The 15302-nt window shown below is 64.0% G+C and carries 13 protein-coding genes; 10 read left to right on the top strand and 3 right to left on the bottom strand.

The genetic code is table 11. From position 1 onward, the window contains the following. Nucleotides 1-6 precede the first annotated feature (6 nt). The 3 genes from NVV79_RS01995 (at nucleotide 7) to NVV79_RS01985 (ending at nucleotide 4433) form a co-directional block, all read left to right on the top strand. Nucleotides 7-1539, top strand: a complete 1533-nt coding sequence (locus tag NVV79_RS01995; protein ID WP_303985720.1) for an ABC transporter substrate-binding protein — start codon at nucleotides 7-9, stop codon at nucleotides 1537-1539. Nucleotides 1540-1618: 79 nt separating this feature from the next. Further along, on the top strand, nucleotides 1619-3055 hold the full coding sequence (locus NVV79_RS01990) for an amidohydrolase (RefSeq protein WP_303985718.1): 1437 nt from the start codon (nucleotides 1619-1621) through the stop codon (nucleotides 3053-3055). After that, entirely contained in the window at nucleotides 3048-4433 is a 1386-nt protein-coding gene (locus tag NVV79_RS01985) for an MmgE/PrpD family protein (RefSeq protein WP_303985716.1), read from the top strand. Before NVV79_RS01990 ends, NVV79_RS01985 begins: the two co-directional genes overlap by 8 nt. A 12-nt stretch (nucleotides 4434-4445) precedes the next feature. Here the strand turns inward: NVV79_RS01985 and NVV79_RS01980 are convergent, their stop codons facing one another. Both NVV79_RS01980 and NVV79_RS01975 read right to left on the bottom strand, forming a co-directional pair. Then, nucleotides 4446-5612: an MFS transporter gene (locus NVV79_RS01980; protein WP_303985714.1), complete on the bottom strand. Its 1167-nt coding sequence runs from the start codon at nucleotides 5610-5612 to the stop codon at nucleotides 4446-4448. A gap of 486 nt (nucleotides 5613-6098) precedes the next feature. Then, on the bottom strand, nucleotides 6099-6494 hold the full coding sequence (locus NVV79_RS01975) for a hypothetical protein (RefSeq protein ID WP_303985712.1): 396 nt from the start codon (nucleotides 6492-6494) through the stop codon (nucleotides 6099-6101). Nucleotides 6495-6554: 60 nt separating this feature from the next. On the opposite strand from NVV79_RS01975, the gene NVV79_RS01970 reads away from it, so the two are divergent. The 6 genes from NVV79_RS01970 to NVV79_RS01945 all read left to right on the top strand — a co-directional run bounded on the left by NVV79_RS01970 (nucleotide 6555) and on the right by NVV79_RS01945 (nucleotide 12687). Then, nucleotides 6555-9227 (top strand): autotransporter domain-containing protein, encoded by a 2673-nt coding sequence (locus NVV79_RS01970; RefSeq protein ID WP_303985710.1) that lies wholly within the window; start codon nucleotides 6555-6557, stop codon nucleotides 9225-9227. An 18-nt stretch (nucleotides 9228-9245) separates the two neighbouring features. Beyond that, nucleotides 9246-9536 carry a hypothetical protein gene (locus NVV79_RS01965; RefSeq protein ID WP_303985708.1) on the top strand — a complete coding sequence of 97 codons (291 nt, stop codon included), beginning with the start codon at nucleotides 9246-9248 and terminating at the stop codon, nucleotides 9534-9536. 21 nt (nucleotides 9537-9557) lie between these two features. Further along, nucleotides 9558-9950, top strand: coding sequence for a hypothetical protein (locus NVV79_RS01960; protein WP_303985706.1), 393 nt, complete (start codon nucleotides 9558-9560; stop codon nucleotides 9948-9950). Further along, nucleotides 9944-10603 (top strand): hypothetical protein, encoded by a 660-nt coding sequence (locus tag NVV79_RS01955; RefSeq protein WP_303985704.1) that lies wholly within the window; start codon nucleotides 9944-9946, stop codon nucleotides 10601-10603. The genes NVV79_RS01960 and NVV79_RS01955 overlap by 7 nt, the downstream gene beginning before the upstream one ends. A 133-nt stretch (nucleotides 10604-10736) precedes the next feature. After that, entirely contained in the window at nucleotides 10737-11630 is an 894-nt protein-coding gene (locus NVV79_RS01950; protein WP_303985702.1) for an MBL fold metallo-hydrolase, read from the top strand. Nucleotides 11631-11712: 82 nt separating this feature from the next. Then, nucleotides 11713-12687 carry a GyrI-like domain-containing protein gene (locus tag NVV79_RS01945; protein ID WP_303985701.1) on the top strand — a complete coding sequence of 325 codons (975 nt, stop codon included), beginning with the start codon at nucleotides 11713-11715 and terminating at the stop codon, nucleotides 12685-12687. A gap of 72 nt (nucleotides 12688-12759) precedes the next feature. Here NVV79_RS01945 and NVV79_RS01940 read toward each other — a convergent pair whose 3' ends face one another. Then, nucleotides 12760-13221: a pseudoazurin gene (locus tag NVV79_RS01940; RefSeq protein WP_303985700.1), complete on the bottom strand. Its 462-nt coding sequence runs from the start codon at nucleotides 13219-13221 to the stop codon at nucleotides 12760-12762. A gap of 314 nt (nucleotides 13222-13535) precedes the next feature. Between NVV79_RS01940 and NVV79_RS01935 the strand changes: the two genes are divergently transcribed. Further along, nucleotides 13536-15263 (top strand): PQQ-binding-like beta-propeller repeat protein, encoded by a 1728-nt coding sequence (locus NVV79_RS01935; protein WP_303985698.1) that lies wholly within the window; start codon nucleotides 13536-13538, stop codon nucleotides 15261-15263. Nucleotides 15264-15302: the final 39 nt, after the last annotated feature.

Genomic DNA, 15302 nt, shown 5'->3' with positions numbered 1-15302 from the left:
GAGACTATGAAGTCAATATGGCATGCATTTGCAGCCATCGTGCTCGGCACGATGCTGCTGGCGGCACCCGCCGCCGCTCAGACGCAGGGAGGAGACCTGATCGTGGGCCTTGGTTCGCGGCTCGCTTTCCCCGACCCGCACGTCACCACGGCGCAGCCCGACACCAATGTCGCGCTGCATATCTTCGAGGCGCTGACCTCGCTGGACGAGGACTACCTGCCCCAGCCGCAACTGGCCAGTTCGATCACGCTCAGCGATGACGGGCTGACCTATACGTTCGCGCTGCGCGAAGGCGTCAAGTTCCACAATGGCGACACCATGGATTCGGGCGACGTACTGGCCTCGTTCGAGCGTCATCGCCGCATCAGCCCCGGCAAGAGCGTCTTGTCAAACGTTGCCGAGATGACGGCGCCGGACGCCAATACATTTGTCATCCGGCTCAGCGAACCCCAGCCGCTGTTCCTGGAGCTGATCAGTTCGCCGCAATACCGGCTGGCCGTCATTCCGGCGGAAGATGCCGAGACCGAGGCGGGCGCCAATTCGGCGGTCGGCACCGGCCCCTACAAGTTCGTCGAACAGGTTGCCGATGCCTATGTGAAGCTGGCCCGTTTCGACGACTATGTACCCAACGAGGCCTATGCCAGCCCCGAAGGGTTCGGGGGCAGGCGCACGGCCTATTTCGACACCATCACCTTCCGCGTGGCCATCGAAGGCGCGGCGCGGGTAGCCGGCGTACAGACCGGGGAGATGCAGATCGCCGACAATATCCCGGTGCAGGCAGCCAACCGGCTGGCCGCCGAGGGCGAGTTGCAGGTGATCGACATCATCCCGTTCGCCAAGGTCTTCACCATCCTGCATGCCACGCGGGCACCGACCGACAATGTGCTGGTGCGCCGGGCCATCCAGGCGGCGATCAACGCCAAGGAAACGCTGGACGTGGCGATGGAGGGCTTCTACCAGCTCGACCATTCGTTCCTGTTCACCACCAGCCCCTACCATCCGGGCGATGTGGGCAGCGAATTCTACAATATCGGCGACATCGACAAGGCCAAGGCGCTGCTGGCCGAGGCCGGCTACAATGGCGAGCCGGTGCGGATCATGACCAATGCCAATTATCCCTTCATGGAGAATTCGGCGCTGGTGCTGCAGCAACAGTTGATGGCCGCCGGCATGAATGTCGAGATCGAAATGGTGGACTGGCCGACCAATGTGGCCCGCCGCACCGATGGCACCGGTGGCTGGAACGTCACCATTTCCAGCTCCACCGCCCAGGGCCCGCAGACCTATTTCTCGGTGTTCAAGGGCTATTCCCACTACGAGGAAGACGCGGTGCTCGACGAGGCCTTTGCCCGGCTGATCGCCTCGCCGGACCTTGCCGACCGCAAGGCGGCCTGGATCGATGTCGAGGCGCGGGTGGCCGATCAGGCCTATCTGATCCCCTCGGGCGACCGGGGCATGAAGGTTATCGCCTCCAGGGCGGTGCAGAACCTGACACCCTATGGCTATCTGCGCCTGTGGGACACCTGGCTGGCTCCCTGAGCCGGTTGAGCTATCATCCTGGCCGGCGGTCCTTCGCGACCGCCGGCCTTATCTTTGACAAGCGCCCGGAGCCTGAGTGATGAACAATGCGGAAGCGGTGTGGGATCTGGTCGACCATCATGGCGAGGATTTTGCTTCGCTCAGCGATACGATCTGGGGTCTGGCCGAGCTGGCTTATGGGGAATTCCAGTCATCCGCCGCACAAAGACAGGCGCTCGAAGCGCATGGCTTTGCCGTCACCACCGGCATTGGCGGCCTGCCCACCGCTGTGATGGGCGAGGCCGGAACGGGCGGACCGATTATCGCTTTTCTGGGCGAGTTCGACGCCCTGCCCGGCCTGTCGCAGGAAGCCGGCATTGCCAGCCCGCAACCCTTGCCGGGAAGCGGCAACGGGCATGGCTGCGGCCATAACCTGCTGGGCGCGGCGGCGCTGCTGGCCGCAACGGCGCTCAAGGGCTGGCTGGCCGCCACCGGCATACCGGGCCGCGTGCGCTATTATGGCTGTCCGGCCGAGGAAGGCGGGGCCGGCAAGGTGTTCATGACCCGGGCCGGGGCCTTTGCCGGGGTCGACGCCGCCATCACCTGGCACCCGGCGACCACAACGCGTGTCGACCCGGCGGAGTCGCTGGCCAATACCCGTATCGAATTTCATTTCACCGGCCGCGCCGCCCATGCCGCCGTCGCCCCGCATCTGGGGCGCAGTGCGCTCGACGCGGTCGAGCTGATGAATGTGGGCGCCAATTACATGCGCGAGCATATGCCGGCCGATGCGCGGCTGCATTATGCGCTGCTCGATGCCGGCGGAACGGCCCCCAACGTGGTACAGGCCAGCGCCAAGGTGATCTATGCCATCCGCGCCGCTGATCTGGGCAGCCTCGCCGACCTGACGCGGCGGGTGATCGACATTGCCCGTGGCGCAGCGCTGATGACCGAAACAAGCATGAGCCACCGCGTGGTCGCCGCCTATTCCAACATGCTGCCCAATCCGCCGCTGCGCGAAGCCATGCATGCCAATATGGTGCGGCTGGGGCCGGTGCCATTCGATGCGGCGGATCGGGATTTTGCCGCCGCTATCCAGGCAACGCTGACGCAGGAGCATATTGCCGGAGACTTCCGGCAGATCGGCCGGACGGTGGTGCCTGGACTGGCGCTGTTCGACGATGTGGTGGGTCTCAATGAACCGATTGCCAAGCGGATGAGCTCGACAGATGTCGCCGATGTGAGCTGGGTGGTGCCGACTGTCGAAGGGCGGGTGGCGACCCAAGCCATCGGCACGCCGCCGCATACCTGGCAGATCACCGCCCAGGGCAAGACGCCGGCCGCGCATAAGGGACTGATCCATGCCGCCAAGGTGATGGCGGGCACCGGTGCCGACCTGATCGCCGATGCCGGATTGCTGGGCCGTGTGCGCGAGGACCATCAGAGCCGCTTGGCTGCGACGCCGTACCATTGCCCCATTCCGGACGCGGTGCAGCCGCCGATAATGATGCGTCCGAAGGACGACGACCTTGGCTGAGATCGGGGCGCCGCTGGCGCGGTTTGCCGCCTGGGCGGTGGCGGCAGGCGATTTCGAGGCAGAGGCGCGCGGCCAGGCGGTCGATGCGATCATCGACACGATCGGCTGCATGCTGGCCGGAGCCGGTGACCCGGTGGTGACCGGACTGCGCGCCGCCTTCACCGCCGAAATCGGGACAGGCCCTGCCCCGGTGGTTGGTGGAGGACTGGCTGCGCCTAGCCGTGCCGCGCTGATCAATGGCACGGCTGCGCACGCACTCGACTTCGACGACAATTTTCGCCCGGCCCGAGCACATGCTTCGGCGGTGCTGGTGCCAGCGCTGCTGGCGGCGGCGGCTTTGCGCCCCGTAAGCGGGGCAGCACTAGTGGATGCCTATATCGTGGGGCTGGAGGCACAGGCCTTTGTGGGCCGGGGCGTCGACAATGCCCATAACCTGGCCGGGTGGCACCCGACGGGGACTGTGGCCGGCATCGGCGCGGCGGCGGGGGTGGGCCGGCTGATGGGCCTCGATGCGGGGACGTTGGCCGCGGCCATGGCCAACGCTGTCAGCACAGCGGCCGGCGCCAAGGCGCAGTTCGGCACGGCGATGAAGCCGGTTCACGCGGGGCTTGCCGCGCGCAATGCGGTGGAAGCAGCGCAGTTGGCTGCCGCCGGCATTCATGGCAATGCGGCGATATTGGACCACCCCCTGGGCTTCCGCGCGCTTTATGGCGGCAATGGAGGACCGGGCTGGGATGCGACGCCTATCGGCGCGCCGCTGGCCATTCTCGGCGAGGGCCTCGTGCCCAAGCTCCATCCCTGCTGCGGCTCGACCCATTATGCGCTCGACATGGTGTTTGCGCTCAAGCAGCAGCACGGCTTTGCTGCCGCGGACGTTGCAGCGGCACAGGTGGAACTCGGGCGGGCCAATCATGCCAACTTGCCCTATGGCGCGCCGCAGGACGCCATGCAGGCCCGCTTTTCCATGCCCTATTGCATTGCTCTGGCCCTGCTGCAGGACCATCTGGCGCTGCACGATTTCACGCCCGCCGCGATTGCACGGCCGGCGGTGCAGCAGTTGTTGCCGCTGACCACCATGACGGTCAACGACCTCGCCATTGATGGCACCGCCCTGTCAGGCATACCGCACCGGGTGAAACTGACATTGCGATCCGGTGCAGTTCTGCGCGCCGAACGCAGCGAGGTGCGCGGGAGCCTCATCGAGCCGTTCAGCGAAGCCGAGAAGCAGCGCAAATTCATGTCCTGCCTGGCCTGGGCCGGCACCACCCAGGCCGCCGCCAGCGCCCTTCATGCCGCGCTTCGCGATATTGATGCGGCGAGTGATATGACGACGCTATTCGCCGCGATCTTCAACCAGGAATTCTGGCAAACCCACTAGTTTGAAGCTGCGTTACGCCGCCGCCAGTGTGTGCCGGCGCGACATCAGCCAGATCGGCACTGTCACGGCATAGACGGCGGTGGGGAGCAACCAGGCCGCCCCCGGCAGGGCCGAGGAGGACGTGGCTGAATAGAGCGCACTGCAGGCGAGCGGGGATATGACGGTCGCGAGGGCGACGACGCTGCTCAGCGCGCCTTGCAGCCGGCCCTGTTGCGTGCTGTCGACCTTGCGGGACATCAGGGACTGGAGCGCAGGAATGGCGATGCTGCCGAAACTCAGCGGGGCCAGAAGCGGGAAGATCATCCAGCCGGCGGAGGTGAAGGCCAGCACGGCCATCGAGGTGGCATCGACGGCGAAACCGAGCAGCGCCATGCGGGCCGCCCCGATCCTCGCCGCGATGGGTCCGGCCAGGACGAGTTGGACGATGGCGTAGAACAATCCGGACATGGCCATCGTCAATCCGATGGTCGAGAATGTGAAGCCGAAGCGCTCGCTCGTATAGATGACCCACAGCACATTGGGACTCTCGAACGAGAATCGCACCGCGAAATAGACCAGGGCCGTGGGGACGAGCCCCATGGCGCTGATCCAGACCAGATGCCGCAACGGATTGACGATGAGGGGCGCCGCCTGACCGGGGCGCGGCTCGCCTTGCGCCTTGTCGCGCGCCGGCAGGCGCAGAGCGAGCGCGAGGCCGATCAGCGCAAGGGCGCTGGCCAGGATATAGGGCGCTTCCAGCCAGATTTCGGCGAGCATGCCGCCGGTAAGCGGGCCGATGAAGAATCCTATGCCGTAGCAGGCATTGAGGTAGCCGAAGCGACGTGTCCGGTTTTCAGTCGGCGTGATGTCGGCCAGCCACGCGGCGGCGGTCGCGGCGGTCGAGTTCGTCAGCCCCAGAATGGCGCGAAAAGCCAGGAGCACCGGCAGAACGGGCACATAGGCAATGACCAGGCTATCGATGGCCACAACCGTCAGGGACAGAACCAGGAGCGGCCGGCGGCCGAAACGATCCCCGAGCGAGCCGAGGATGGGCAAGGCCAGCATGTTGATGATCGCGTAAATCCCGAGAGCCAGGCCAAAGACCAGCACCAAATCACTGGTGCCTGCCGCCCTGCCATATAGGTCGGGAAGCGACGGAATGATCAGGCCCGTGGCGGTGCCTTCACAAAGGACAATCATGAAAAGGGTCGTGGGCCTGGCGACGGCCGCACGCGCGCGTTCTGGCATCGGTACGTCGCCCCCAACCATACGGACGACAAGGCTTCGCCTGTCATGCCGGAACGGTGCTCAACCTGGGAATACTGAGCACTGTCAATACATTAATGAACGCCACATCCTGCGACGAAATGGCAAGAACTGTCAAATCGATTTCGCGAACGCTGCTAAATGCCACGTCCTCAAGGCGGACCTAGAGGACTGAGATTTGACATGACGAAATCCATTGAAAAGAGGCAATTGCGCCATTCCGTATCTTTAATGGCACTGGCGTTGGCCGGGACATTATCCGTGCCCGGGCTGATCCTAATGCCGGCCCCTGCTTACGCTGCGGGCGGGCATGGTGGTGCTACCGACCATACTGATCCATCGGCGCCAGGGGGCGCCGGGGGCGTCAATGCGGGCGATGTTGGCGAGAAGGGCCAGACGAACACCGGCGTCAGCAATCCACTATTCGGGAACGGTTCTGGCGGCGGCGGCGGGGGCGCCGCGGCCGATGGCGGCGATGGCGGCGACGGCGGCAGGGGCCAGCCAGGTGGCGCCGGCGGCGCTGCGGGGGCGACTCCTGGCGCAGATGGCCAGAACGGTGCGGATGGCGTCGGCCAGATTGGTGCAGGCGGCGGCGGCGGCGGCGCCCACGGCATAACGGGCGCTTCGATCGAGATTCTGGGAGGCACTACCGTTGCGGGTGGCGCGGGTGGCGGCGGCGGCGAGGCTCACGGAAATTCCGTCGGTATTGGCGGCGGCGGTGGTGGCTCCGGAGGATATGGAACATACATAGATGCCGGCGAAGCCAGCAATGCCGGGATAGCCCAGGGCGGCAATGGCGGTGCGGGTGGGAGCCATGTTTCTGGTAGTGGCGGTGCCAATGCCGGAGGCGGAGGCGGGGGCGGCGCCGGCCTCGGATTGAGCGACGGTGTCTCGGTCTTCAATAGCGGAAGCGCCATTGGCGGCATTGGCGGCCAGGGTGGCGCATCGTCAGTGGGCGTCGCCGGTGCTGGCGGCCACGGTGGCGCGGGCATTTTGGGCGGCGCCGGCGTCATCATCGTCAATGAGGGCATGGCGACCGGCGGCCAGGGTGGTGCTAACCAGCATGGCAACTACGCAATCGGCGACAACGGCACTGGCGGCTATGGCATCTTCGCGGGCGAGAATGCGCACATTACCAATCAGGCAAATGGCACCATCGAGGGCGGCACGGGCGCCGATAGCGACGAATCAATCGGTGGCAATGGCGGGGCCGGCATTGGGACATTCGATACCGTAACAATCGTCAATCAGGGTTCGGCAACGATCACGGGCGGCGCCGGCGCCGTCGCGCGGACTTTCAATGCGGCCGGCAATGGCGGCGCGGGTGTCATGGCTTCCGGCCTGCTGGACAACAGCGCCACGATTACGGGCGGAGTTGGCGGTTTCGGCGGTATCGTCGGGGCCGGCGGTGGCGGCGCGGGCGTCAGCGGCACGGCCCTGACGATCCACAATAGCGGCGTCATTTCAGGCGGCGCCGGTGGATCAAGTGGCGGGTTGGCAGCGCCGACCGGCGGCGGCGGTGCGGGCGTTGAGGGTAGCAATCTGACCGTCCTCAATACCGGCACGATTTCAGGCGGTGACGGCGGGACGAATGCGGACCCACTTCCCGGTGCTGCCGGCGGTATGGGCGTTACCGGGTCCGACCTGACGGTCATCAATGCGGGGATGATTTCCGGCGGCGGTGAAGTCATGCTTGGAACGCGAAGTGCCGCCATCAATTTCACCGGCGGCAATAACCGGCTCGAACTACGCACCGGCTATGGTTTCAACGGTGCCATTATCGCCAATGGCGTGCTGGATACGCTGGCGCTTGGCGGCGCCACCGATGACACGTTCGACGTGACGCAAATACTGACGGGCCAGATCTTCCAGGACTTCGAGCAGCTCGAGAAAGTGGGGGCCAATATCTGGACGCTGACCGGCGATGGCTCGGGCTTCGGTGGGCAGACCAATGTGGTGGAAGGCACGCTGCTGGTGAACGGCTCATTGGGCGGCACGCTGGATGTGCTCGATGGCGGCCGGCTTGGCGGTTCGGGCACGCTCGGCGCCGGCGTGGGCTCGCTGGTAACAATTGCCAATGGCGGCACGCTCGCTCCCGGCAATTCGATCGGCACGATCGTGGTGGACGGCGATCTCGTGTTCGACGCCGGCTCGATCTTCGAGGCCGAAATCGACCCCGCTCTCGCCGCCGACCTGGTCGATGTCAGCGGCACTGTCACCATCAATGGCGGCACGGTCCATGCGCTGAAGGCGGGCGGAGTCTATACGCCCGACAGTCGCTGGACGATCATCGACGCCGCCGGCGGGGTCACGGGCACATTCGATGCACTCAGCCAGAACATGCCCTTCGTCGACCTGGCACTCGCTTATGACGCCAATGCCGTTTTCATCGATGCCACGCGCAATTCGACATCGTTCTGCGATGTGGCGGAAACGCTCAACCAGTGCGAGACCGGGAACGGACTGGAGCCGTCAGGCCCGGGTAACCCGGTCTATGATGCCGTTGCGGCCCTGCCGGACGAAGACAGCGCCCGTGACGCCCTCGATGCTCTTTCCGGCGAAATCCACGGCTCGGGACAGACGGCGCTGATCGAGGACAGCCGGTTCGTGCGCGAAGCCATGAACAACCGCCTCCGTTCCGCCTTCGGACAGCCGGGTGCGTCCTATGCACCAGTGCTGGCCTATGGTCCCGGCGGTACGCCGATGGCCGTGGCAGCCGATGATTCCGGGCCGGTGGTCTGGGGTCATGGCTTCGGCTCGTGGAGCTCCACCGATAGCGACGGCAATGCGGCAAGCTTCGGCCGGAGCATTGGCGGCCTGCTGATCGGGACGGACGGTCTCGTCGGCGACTGGCGCATCGGCCTGCTGGCCGGCTACAGCCGGTCCGGCTTCAATGTCGATGACCGTGCTTCGTCGGGCTCGAGCGACAGTTACCATGTCGGCCTCTACGGCGGCACCGAATGGGGCGACCTCGCCTTCCGTACCGGTGCGGCCTACACTTGGCACAATATCGAGACCGAGCGCTCGGTCGCCATGCCCGGCTTCAGCGACACCCTGCACGGGGTCTACAATGCCGGCACTTTCCAGGCGTTCGGGGAATTGGCCTATGGCTTCGAGCTTGGCAATGGCACCCGCTTCGAGCCCTTCGCCAACCTCGCCCATGTGTCCCTGCATACGGGCAGTTTCAGCGAAACGGGCGGCGCCGCGGCACTCTCGGGGCCGGGCAGCAATGCCGATGTGACCTTTACAACGCTGGGCCTGCGCGCCGAGCATACGCTTGCCCTGGGCACGGTCGATGCGACGCTTCGGGGCATGGTGGGCTGGAAGCATGCCTTTGGCGAGGTAACGCCGGACAGCACCCACGCCTTCGCTTCGGGTGACGCCTTCACCATTGCCGGCGCGCCGATCGCCAAGGATGCCGCCGTCATTGAGGCCGGGCTCGACCTCAACTTCACGCCCGAGGCCACCTTCGGCCTGTCCTATAGCGGCCAGATCGCCGGGTCCGCCCAGGACCACGGCTTCAAGGCAAACCTGACCGTGAAGTTCTGAACTCGCGGTGGGCGGCCCGTGCCGCCCGCCGCACATCAACATCGGCATGACGATAAAAGCGACAGCCGCTTCACCACCACAATTTCGACAGGGCCACTTTTACCGATGCGAATTTTGCAGAATCCAGGAATGGCGCGCGCGGTGCGCGATCAGCTCGAGCAGGCTCTCTACTCCCTGCCCCGCCATGACGACCGGGCTCGAGCAATTGCGCTGCAGATCGAAGAGTCGATCGAAATGGCGCTGGAAATCGAACTGACCCGCCGGAAGCCGGTCGCGCAAGACCCGGTCCCGCTCGCGGAACACAGCTGAGAGAGAAAACAGGAGGATCGTATGTCTCGAAAGTCATCGCGATGGTTGTTGGCGGGTGTGCTCATAGCAGCTCATGCGGGAGGCGCCTGCGGGGGAGGCACCGGCACGCTCATCTCAGGTGGCCCTGGCGTCCTCTCCGTCGTTCAACTGGCGGATGGTCGCTGGGCAAGGGGCTATATTGCGCCCTTCAAACCGAACAGCTCCTGGAACCTGCGGCCGAAGGACGGCGGCTATATGAACGGCAACGTGATTTCCGAATCCGAGGCCCAGTCCTATCTGAATCCGCCCTCGACCGTCGACGAGGACAACACCGGTTCCGGGGAGGCTCCACCGCCGCAGGGCGAAGAAAACACACCCGATCCCGATCCCGATCCGGACCCCGAGACGGGTTGCGGCGTCGATTACGAATGCTGACCCGATTGCCGGACCTGCGGTCCATCGTCGTGCTCTACCGCATCGCCGCCCTTGCGGCGGCAGGCCTGGTTTTCGGAACCATGCTGGGACAGGCGAGCGCGGCAGGCTGGATCGTGGCGGCGGCAGCGTTCTTTGCTGCGGTGCTGGCGGGCTCGTCCTATCGGTTTATCATTGCCGTGTGGACGGAACGCTATCGATTTGCTGCGGCTTCGTGGTCCGGCGGGGCGGCGGCTGCCGCATGGCTGAGCCTTGCACTATGTGCCACGGCCCCGGTGAGCGGCATCGATCCGCTCATGGTGGCAGCGGCCCATGGCACGGCGATCAATCTTGCCTATGCGCTGGCCCGCGGGGGCTGCCTGCTGACGGGGTGCTGCGCCACACCGATTGCCGTAAGGTCGATGGCAATCGATATCCGCTGGCTGGAAATCGTGCTGTGCGGCGCTGTCGCCGCGCTAACTGCCATGCTGGCGCAGGCCGAGCTGCGCTATGCCGGACTTGTGGGCATAGCGGGGTATCTCGCGCTGCGCCAGTTCGCACTTTCGGCGCGCGGCGGGCATCGTCTGTGGTGGCCGCCGCTCCGCCAACCCGGCATCGATCTCTTCCCGCATCTGCTGCTTGGCATCGCGGTCGCCAGTGCTTTTGTATGGCAGTAGGCGCGCCTGCCGTGACTGCAGGACTGCGCGACCTGGATCTGATGGGAATAAGCTGATGGAGACCGAAGATCATCCTTCGACGCATGCTGCGTGCGGACGGCGCCAGATTGCCAAACTATAGGGGGAGAGAACAATGACGACGACCAGACCGGAGGTCACGGCCTTCTATGACCGCCCGACAGGGTCGATCCAGTACATCGTCACCGATCCGGTGACGCGCCGTTGCGCGATCATCGATCCCGTTCTTGATTTCGACGAACGGTCCGGCGCCATATCGACGACGAATGCCGACGCGCTGGTGGACTATATCGCGCGGGAGCAACTCACGCTCGAGTGGATTCTCGACACGCATCCGCACGCCGATCACCTTTCGGCCGCAACCTATCTCAAGGCAAGGACCGGCGTGGCCATGGCCATCGGCAGGCATGTCATCGACGTGCAACTGCTCTGGAGGGACATTTACAACTGGCCGGACTTTGTCGCCGACGGGGCGCAATGGGACAGTTTGTTCGATGATGGCGATACGTTCTGGATTGGCATGCTGCCGGTCAAGGTGCTGTATTCGCCGGGTCATACGCTCGCTTCCATTACCTACCTGATCGGCGACAGCGCCTTCGTGCACGACACGCTGTTCATGCCCGATAGCGGGACCGCCCGGTGCGACTTCCCTGGCGGAAGCGCGACCAGCCTGTGGCACTCGATCCAGAAGATCATGACGCTTCCGGACGAGACCCGGGTGTTTGTCGGACATGATTATTGCCCAGGGGGGCGGGAGCCACTGTGGGAAAGCTCGGTTGCCGAACAGAGGGCGACGAATATCCATATGACAAAGTGTCGGACGGAAGACGATTTCGTAGCCCTGAGGGAGGCGCGGGACCGAACCTTGCCGATGCCGCGACTTATCCTCTTTGCCCTGCAGGTCAACATATGTGGCGGGCGATTGCCGGCGCCTGAGCCGAATGGAAAACGGTATCTCAAGTTTCCATTGGACGCATTGCCACGTCTGCCGGACGCAGCGCCCGATTGAGCGCAGGGCCTGCCCTTGAGCCGATCGTTATCTGTTGCGATGCCACGGCAAGAATGATCAAATCTGGTAGATGGTCGCTGCTATGACCGGGCCGGCATCCAGGTTTGAACAGATCGCGGCGAGAGCGGCCAGGCTGGATGGTGCAGGAGTTTGGGCGTCGGCAGGAAACTGCTGCCAAGGTGGGACCAGGCCAGTGGATATTCGGGTACTCGCGGCACTCAAATATATCGAGCAAAATATTTCAGAGCCTATCGATCTCGATGCGGCGGCAGCCAAGGTCAGGCTCAGCAAGTTCTATTTCGAGCGCTTGTTCCAGACCGAAGTGGGCGAGTCGTATTATGCCTATTTCAAGCGGGTGAGGATGCACAATGCGGCGTCCCGGCTGAAACACACGAACCAATCCATCTACGAGATCGCCATCGCCTACGGCTATGGCAGCAATGCCGCCTTCACCCGTGCGTTCCGCTCCTTCTGGGGTGTTTCGCCTACCGCATATCGGTCCGACAATGCATCATGGGATGCCGAGATTTTTTACCGGCAGCGAAACCGTGGCGTGTCCCTGGACGCGGCTCCCCAGATCCAGACACGCGATATAGGCAGCTACCGTTGCCTGTTCCGCCGGTATTACGGGCCCTATTCCAGGATGCAGGAAATCTGGCGGGACTTCCTCGACCGGCTGCCCGATGCGCTACGGGGCGGCGATGAAGCGGGCGCGCGGTTTCTCGGGCGCGTCTACGACGATCCTCGCGTCACCCCCTCCAACGAAATTCGTTATGACTGTTGCTATGTCTTTGCCGACGATCAGGACGCACGGCTGCAGCTGGATGAGATCAAGAACAATCTCGTGACCATCGATCCAGGGCTTTACGCGGTTATCGACAATACCCGCAATCCGCGCCCCCGCCCTGAAATCTACGCCTATATGCTCGACAAATGGATGCCCACGACGAACTACAATTATTCCGACGTGCCCGGCCTCGAATTCTTCACCGAATGTCCCATCACGGCAAACAGCACCTGGGCTCCCGTCTGCACCATGCTGGTGCCGCTCGAATAAGCGCATAGGTCATCGGCCGGCGCCTATTTCGTGCGAACCGGGGGCGATTGCCCCCGGGTCCGCACGATGGGATCAGTCGCCGAGCTCGGCAAAGATGGCGTCGAAGCGCTCCTTTGCCTTGGGCGGGTTTCGGACCGCCTTGGCTTCTTCGAGATTGGCGGCGGGATCGTCAACGACCACCAGCGCGACCATGCCCATGGCGAAGTGCGGCAGGCACTTCACGCCATAGACGCCCGGCACGGTGAACGTCACGTCGACTTCCTTGCCGATGGCGCCCTTGAACGGTTCGGACCCCTCGGGCGCCATGCCCCGGATGGTCTCGGCATTGTGGCCCGGATCGGTGGGAATGAATTTGACGGTGTCGCCGGCCGCAACCCGGATCAGCGCGGGCTCGAACACCATGGCGCCCGCCTCGCCCTTGTTGAGCATATGAACTTCGTGCTCGGCCGCGAAGGCTCGACCGGTCAATACGGCCGGAACGGCCAGTGCCGCGACCGATCCGGCAACGAACTTGCGCCTTGAAATTGCAGGCATGATCTTTCTCCTCTTATCGACGCGCAATGCGTCCCTGGTTGTTTCCGGCCCTGTCTTCGCGCAGCGAAGAGACGGGCAAATCTCCGATAGGCAGCATTACCGCTGGGGCAACGGCGCCCGCGCAAAATCCTCAGCGCGCTGAAAATTCCGGGCTTCGCCCAAAATCGACATGGAAACGTCTGCGTCGTGTTGACGTTCCCCACCGCATCGGCTTAGCTGATAGTAAGCTAGCGTACAAATTTGCGGCAAGGCAATTCCCTGGCAACGACCAGCCCGAGCGCTAGCAAAGCATTTTTGGAGGAGAGGAGACACTCATGAAGAGTAGTCCGAAACTAACTGCGCTCGTTGCGGTCGCAGTATCGTTGATGGCCGTCCACGCGGCGATCGCCCAGGATGCACCAATCGACTCGATCACGCCCGTCACGGACGAGATGCTGCTCAACCCGCCCGATGCCGACTGGTTGATGTGGCGCCGCACGTTCAACGGCTGGGGCTATAGCCCGCTCGAGCAGATCAACAAGGAAAACGTCGGTAAGCTGCAACTGGCCTGGTCCTGGGGCATGAGCCCTGGTCGAGCCACTCAGGAAACCCCGCTCGTCCACGACGGCGTCATGTTCCTCCAGAATTCCGACCATCGTATCCAGGCCCTGAACGCCGCAACCGGCGAACTCATCTGGGAATACCAGTATGAACTGCCCGATGGCGTAACCCCCGGCGGCGAACGCTCCAAAGCCATCTATGGCAACAACCTGATCGTCGCCACCCGTGACGCTCACATCATCGCGCTCGACATCAAGACCGGCGATCTGGTCTGGGACCAGCAGGTGGCGAACTACAAGAGCGGCTTTGGCTATTCTTCCGGTCCGCTGGTCGCCAATGGCGTCGTCATCCAGGGCATGACCAATTGCAGCAATGCCCAGCCAGGCGGCTGCTTCTTCACCGGCCACGATGCCGAGACCGGCGAGGAAATCTGGCGCGTCAACACCATCGCGCGTGGCGATACGCCCGAAGGCAACAGCTGGAACGGCATTCCGCTCGAAAGCCGCCACGGCGCTTCGGCCTGGATCACCGGCTCCTACGATCCCGAGCAGAACCTGATCTTTGCCGGCGTCGGCCAGCCTTATCCGTGGAACGTCGAGATCGCGGGCCTCACACCCAAGAGCTCGGACCCGAACGTCACCAACGAGGCGCTCTACACCAACTCGACGCTCGCTATCGATGCGACCAGCGGCGACCTCAAGTGGTACCACCAGTACCTGCCAACCGACTCGCTCGACCTCGACTATGTCTATGAACGCCTGATCATCGACGACATGGTGGTGACGACAGGCAAGCTGGGCATCATGGAAGCCATCGACCGCAATACCGGCGAATGGCTGTGGGCCAAGGAAACCGTGCCGCAGAATGTGGTGCTGTCGATCGACCCGGAAACCGGCGCCAAGGAGATCAACCCCGAAGTCATTCCGGTGATCGGGGAAACCACCTTCAACTGCCCCGCCGACCCGGGCAGCAAGGCCTGGCAGGCTACGTCCTATAGCCCCAAGACCGGCGCCATCTACCTGCCGACGGTGGAATTCTGCTCGAATACTACGGTCAACCCGCTCGATCCGGGCCAGATCTATACCGGCGGCGGCCTGCAGACCTATTCGCGCGTGGCCCGGCCCGACGGTGACGGCAATATCGGCCAGGTCCGCGCCTTCAAGGTGGATGACCAGTCCGAGATGTGGCAGTACCGGCAATATGCGCCGGTCACGTCCTCGACCCTGCCGACCGCCGGCGGTGTCGTGTTCGTCGGCACGCTGGATCGCAAGCTCATCGCATTCGACGACGAAACGGGCGATGTTCTCTGGACCAGCCCGACGCTCAGCAACTCGCTCGAGTCGTTCCCGATCAGCTACGAAGCCGATGGCAAGCAGTATATCGCCATTGTGGCAGCCTTCGGTAACGGCCTGGGCCGCCTCCAGTCGTTGACCCCGGACGTGAAGCTGCCACCGAACAACCCGGTGGCGCTCTATGTCTTCGCACTGCCCGACGCCGAATAACCGGCTGAGCGCATCCTGACACCGGCCCGGGCGGACCTG

The sequence above is a fragment of the Devosia ginsengisoli genome, assembly GCF_024707105.1.
Lineage (GTDB): Bacteria > Pseudomonadota > Alphaproteobacteria > Rhizobiales > Devosiaceae > Devosia > Devosia ginsengisoli_A.
The sequence above is the reverse complement of the archived record's forward strand: the minus strand, read 5'-3'. Positions and strand labels throughout refer to the sequence as shown.

Bases quoted from the DNA above. Each gene is read 5' to 3' on its own strand.
- NVV79_RS01945 (WP_303985701.1), top strand. From the start codon at position 11,713: ATGACCGGGCCGGCATCCAGGTTTGAACAGATCGCGGCGAGAGCGGCC.
- NVV79_RS01975 (WP_303985712.1), bottom strand. From the start codon at position 6,494: ATGGCTCCCACCCGCACCGCCATTGCCGCCCTGGGCTATCCCGGCATT.
- NVV79_RS01980 (WP_303985714.1), bottom strand. From the start codon at position 5,612: ATGATTGTCCTTTGTGAAGGCACCGCCACGGGCCTGATCATTCCGTCG.
- NVV79_RS01950 (WP_303985702.1), top strand. From the start codon at position 10,737: ATGACGACGACCAGACCGGAGGTCACGGCCTTCTATGACCGCCCGACA.
- NVV79_RS01955 (WP_303985704.1), top strand. From the start codon at position 9,944: ATGCTGACCCGATTGCCGGACCTGCGGTCCATCGTCGTGCTCTACCGC.
- NVV79_RS01995 (WP_303985720.1), top strand. From the start codon at position 7: ATGAAGTCAATATGGCATGCATTTGCAGCCATCGTGCTCGGCACGATG.
- NVV79_RS01940 (WP_303985700.1), bottom strand. From the start codon at position 13,221: ATGCCTGCAATTTCAAGGCGCAAGTTCGTTGCCGGATCGGTCGCGGCA.
- NVV79_RS01960 (WP_303985706.1), top strand. From the start codon at position 9,558: ATGTCTCGAAAGTCATCGCGATGGTTGTTGGCGGGTGTGCTCATAGCA.
- NVV79_RS01935 (WP_303985698.1), top strand. From the start codon at position 13,536: ATGAAGAGTAGTCCGAAACTAACTGCGCTCGTTGCGGTCGCAGTATCG.
- NVV79_RS01990 (WP_303985718.1), top strand. From the start codon at position 1,619: ATGAACAATGCGGAAGCGGTGTGGGATCTGGTCGACCATCATGGCGAG.